Here is a 3929-nt window from a genome sequence, read left to right as displayed (position 1 = left end):
AGTGCCCTACAGTAGCTTCGCTCCTTTGGTCATCAGTGTGTCTGGTTCAGGGGTGATAAATCCCCCCCGAAACCCCCTATAAGCACCATCAAAACCTTAACCTATATCGTAACTGTTACTCTAAAAAGGATTGCAAAATATGCTTGATTACACATACAACGAAAACAAAAATATTCGTACATCATGCGCAGTAGAGAAAGTCTATTCGACCAACTCTGGTTTTATCGGCCGTGTTGCTGATGTTGAATACCAGCAACACGGGAAATGGGAAAGCCAAGGCTCGCGCTGGCTTATCAATGAAGATAACGTTCAAGTGATTATCGAAAATGGCTTTAAAAGCGCGACTCTTTAAATCAAACAGGGGCCTAACATGAAAGATAAATTTGATGATCGTACTGTTGATCTAATCCCACAGAAATCTAAGCGTGGCCGTCCAGTAACTGGCCGTGCAATGACCGCAGCCGAAAAGCAGGCCGCTTATCGTGCTCGAAAATCAGCGATAACAGTAACAGTTACTTTTAACCGCGATGACATCAACACGCTAAAGCGTTTGATTGGTAATCCAGACCAAAGCTTAAACCTTGATAAATCAGCGATTGAAAGGCTTGCAGAGGCCGTATTTCTGGCGGCTAAGTAATGGAAAAGCGCGAACGAGTGATCAAAATTCGCTGTACGGATGCGGAATACGACGCGCTTGTCGAACGCTCAACCAAACTGCGTCTTGCAGAGTGGATTCGTGAGACATGCCTTGGCGTTCCTGCTAAACGAGGAGCCCCGCTTCCGACGGTCAGCCCAGAGCTGCAACGTCAATTAGCCGGTATCGGAAACAATTTAAACCAGATAGCCAGAGCCATTAACCGTAGCCAATGGAATAGTATTGATAAAGTGAGTGTAATTTCAGAACTGGTCAATATTCAGCGCAGCATGGCAATAATCAAAACGGAGCATTCAAATGATCGTTAAATTTCACGCTAGAGGCTCAGGCGTTGGCAGTGGCCCTATTGATTATCTGCTTGGAAAAGAGCGCGACCGCGAGCTTGCAACGCTCGACAGGGGTGATCCAGAGGCGATCATGGCCGTCATTGACGCCAGCCCTTATGCCAAAAAATATACGTCTGGTGTTTTGTCATTTTCTGAACCCGATTTAGACCGTGAATCTAAAGACAAAATCATGTCAGATTTTGAAAAAATGATGTTCCCAGGCCTGGATGCAGATCAATACGCTTGTATGTGGGTTGAGCATCGAGACAAAGACCGCTTGGAGCTTAACTTTGTTGTGCCGAATATCGAGCTACAGAGCGGTAAACGCTTACAGCCTTGGTATCACAAACGCGATTTAAAACGGGTTAATGACTGGAAAAACATTACTAATCACAACTACAAATTAACAGACCCAGACAACCCGCTAAACCACCGTTCACTTGTCACGCCTCGTAACCTACCTGAAAACCGAAAAATTGCCGCTGAAACGATTACAAGCAGCTTAATGATGGTCATGGGTAACGGTCTTATTACTAATCGCGCAGACGTGGTTAAAACGCTATCTGATGTGGGTTTTACGGTCGCCAGAGAAACCAAGAATTCAATATCAATTGCTGATCCAGATGGCGGCAAAAACATACGGCTCAAAGGGGCTATCTATGAACGAGATTTTAAATTTAACGAAGAAACTGGAGCTGCAATCGAACGAGCAGCTAAAGCTTACGAAGCAGCGACTGAGCAACGAATTCAACGAGCACACCAAGAGCTTGCAGAAGGAATTAAAAGACTCTCAGGGCATAATCAGCGCAGATATCCACGCCTTGACGCAGGAATTGCGTTCTCAAGCGTCCACAATGAGGCTAACGGCCCTCAGCACATGGGCTTATTTGCTACTATCGATAATAATCGTTCTAGTCTCGATTCAGGGCGTTTTATGGTATCAGGGCAACCAGATATCCGCGAATCTAGCCATGATACAGGAACAAGAACAGACCTTGAAAGCGTTACAGAATCAAACGTTCGGGGTGAAGCTCGTAGAGCAAAGCGGCAAGCAATACATACTGTTTCCGAAAAACAGGAAACTCAGCCAGCAATGGGAATCAAACGGCCAGAACGTAGTCGAGATGGAGAACAGGTAAATGACGGAATTAGAGTCACAGTTACTAAAATCTGTAACAGAATATCAGAGGCAGCAAGAGCAGCAGCAGGCGGGATTGTCGAGCAGCTACAAGGCTTTGCAGCAAATGTTCACAACTACGTCAGCAGAGAATCAAGAACTCAGAACGCAGGTGCAGAGCTTAGCAGAGCAGGTGAGCGGATTAGAATCGCAACTGAGCAGATTAATGAAATTGCTAACAAAATAGCGATGAAAAACGATCTTGAAAATGATCATGGATTGCGCATGTAAAATGGCGTAATCTATTGCCATAAAAACAAAAACCCCGATTCGTACAAATCAACTTGGCGGAAGATATACGAAATCAGGGTTTAGGAATAATCCTAGGGAAATCTTATCACATGATCATAAAAAAACAACAAAATAACCGCCATTTGCGTGGTGATTTTTGAATGCAGCGCATCAATTAAGCCTTTTCGAGCAACTGTTACCCCCAAAACCCTACTACAGCGATGATTTATCTCATGGCTTAAAAATCATTTCATCAAAAAAAGCCAAAAAATACAGATATATACAGCACAATGGGCCAACGCATAAATACTGGCTTGTGTTCGATGTCGATCGTTTTGATGCCACAATGTGCTGGGATGATTTGGGCGCACCGGCTCCAAACATTGTCGCAACTAATCGCGACAACGGCCACGCGCACTTAATTTACGGCCTAGAAATCCCAGTTCGTACAGCTCCAGACGGTAGCAGCAAAGCTTTACGCTATGCAGCAGCCGTAGAAGCCGCTTTAAGAGCGAAATTAGGAGCAGATGAGGGATATACGGGGCTAATTTGCAAAAACCCGTTAAATCCTCATTGGCTAGTTTCTACGTGGGAGCCAAATCTCTACACACTCGATTGGTTAGCTGACTACCTCGATTTAAGCGCCTACAGCGGCTCTAAGCGGCTTTTGGGCAATGGCCTAGGCCGTAACTGCAATCTATTCGATTATCTCTCTAAGTGGGCGTTTAAAGCGATTAGACAAGGCTATCCAGAGTATGACCGCTGGCTTGAGGCCGTTTTAACCCGCGCCGATGCATATAACAACAAAGAATTTACGTCACCGTTACCGTATTCCGAGGTCAGAGCAACGGCCAAATCCATAGCCAAATTTACACACAAAAACTTCAGTGCCGAAGGTTTTAGTGCATGGCAGGCCAGACAGGGCGCTAAGGGCGGCAGAAAATCCAAGAGGCCAACGCAAAGTGGCAGTAAGGTTGAATTACTCCCCAAAGTACTTCTCATGCAGGCTCAGGGCTATTCAAACAGGATGATCAGCGATGATCTTGGCATTGGTTCCGCAACTATCAGCAGATGGACTTCAAAGTAAGAAAATTAGTGATCCGATAAGCCATATCAGATAATAGCCCCGTTAGGGGTGCTTTTGCTCTGCTAGACAACACTCACCAAAAGAAGTGATCGAATAAGCCATATCAGATAATAGCCCCTTAATAGTAACTGTTACCCTTTCTATCTTTATCCCATATATTAGTTTAGAAAAATAGAAAATCGTTATTCTCGCTGGACTAGCGATTGAGCAGCTTGTCTGCGACATGAGCCTAGTCAGCAAACAAGCAAAGCGCGTTAGTTTTCCCGTTAGTATCCCCGCCTAAATATATATCAAATAAAGTAACTGTTACCTTATCCTTGCTAAATAATGATGACCGATTTATACTATCTTTAGTGCTTTAAGCCAGCATACACAGAGTGCCCTACAGTAGCTTCGCTCCTTTGGTCATCAGTGTGTCTGGTTCAGGGGTGATAAATCCCCCCCGAAACCCCC

At 44.8% G+C, this 3929-nt stretch carries 5 protein-coding genes; all 5 read left to right on the top strand.

The window, feature by feature from the left end; all coding sequences use genetic code 11:
* Nucleotides 1-139 precede the first annotated feature (139 nt).
* Entirely contained in the window at nt 140-352 is a 213-nt protein-coding gene (locus tag AAEY99_RS21020; protein WP_351011920.1) for a hypothetical protein, read from the top strand.
* An 18-nt stretch (nt 353-370) separates the two neighbouring features.
* Entirely contained in the window at nt 371-637 is a 267-nt protein-coding gene (locus AAEY99_RS21015; RefSeq protein WP_351011918.1) for a hypothetical protein, read from the top strand.
* Entirely contained in the window at nt 637-963 is a 327-nt protein-coding gene (locus AAEY99_RS21010; RefSeq protein ID WP_351011916.1) for a MobC family plasmid mobilization relaxosome protein, read from the top strand. The genes AAEY99_RS21015 and AAEY99_RS21010 overlap by 1 nt, the downstream gene beginning before the upstream one ends.
* A complete protein-coding gene (locus AAEY99_RS21835; RefSeq protein WP_502959517.1) occupies nt 953-2389 on the top strand; it encodes a relaxase/mobilization nuclease domain-containing protein in 1437 nt (478 codons plus the stop codon). Before AAEY99_RS21010 ends, AAEY99_RS21835 begins: the two co-directional genes overlap by 11 nt.
* Nucleotides 2390-2546: 157 nt before the next feature.
* Nucleotides 2547-3476 (top strand): replication initiation protein, encoded by a 930-nt coding sequence (locus AAEY99_RS20990; protein WP_351011910.1) that lies wholly within the window; start codon nt 2547-2549, stop codon nt 3474-3476.
* The last annotated feature ends 453 nt before the right edge of the window (nt 3477-3929 follow it).

It is taken from the genome of Shewanella sp. S1-58-MNA-CIBAN-0166 (genome assembly GCF_040310085.1).
Taxonomy (GTDB): Bacteria; Pseudomonadota; Gammaproteobacteria; order Enterobacterales; family Shewanellaceae; genus Shewanella.
Note: the sequence above shows the minus strand (reverse complement) of the source record. Positions and strands in the feature narration are given on the sequence as shown.

What these genes read in the sequence shown, in the direction of transcription:
- AAEY99_RS21020 (WP_351011920.1), top strand. Translation starts at nt 140, where the DNA reads ATGCTTGATTACACATACAACGAAAACAAAAATATTCGTACATCATGC.
- AAEY99_RS21015 (WP_351011918.1), top strand. Translation starts at nt 371, where the DNA reads ATGAAAGATAAATTTGATGATCGTACTGTTGATCTAATCCCACAGAAA.
- AAEY99_RS21010 (WP_351011916.1), top strand. Translation starts at nt 637, where the DNA reads ATGGAAAAGCGCGAACGAGTGATCAAAATTCGCTGTACGGATGCGGAA.
- AAEY99_RS21835 (WP_502959517.1), top strand. Translation starts at nt 953, where the DNA reads ATGATCGTTAAATTTCACGCTAGAGGCTCAGGCGTTGGCAGTGGCCCT.